1 rRNA gene is annotated in these 255 nt (G+C 54.1%); it reads left to right on the top strand.

Annotated elements, in window-relative coordinates:
• A 23S ribosomal RNA gene (locus tag KW824_RS21265) occupies nucleotides 1–255 on the top strand; the annotation flags it as partial.

Below are 255 nucleotides of genomic sequence, written 5' to 3'. Positions count from 1 at the left end.
AGCTGGTTCTCCCCGAAAGCTATTTAGGTAGCGCCTCGGACGAATACTACTGGGGGTAGAGCACTGTTTGGACTAGGGGGTCATCCCGACTTACCAACTCCATGCAAACTCCGAATACCAGTAAGTACTATCCGGGAGACACACGGCGGGTGCTAACGTCCGTCGTGAAGAGGGAAACAACCCAGACCGCCGGCTAAGGTCCCAAAGTTCTGGTTAAGTGGGAAACGATGTGGGAAGGCTCAGACAGCTAGGATG

Source organism: Aeromonas sp. sif0611, from assembly GCF_019218845.1.
Lineage (GTDB): Bacteria > Pseudomonadota > Gammaproteobacteria > Enterobacterales > Aeromonadaceae > Aeromonas > Aeromonas media.
Note: the sequence above shows the minus strand (reverse complement) of the source record. Positions and strands in the feature narration are given on the sequence as shown.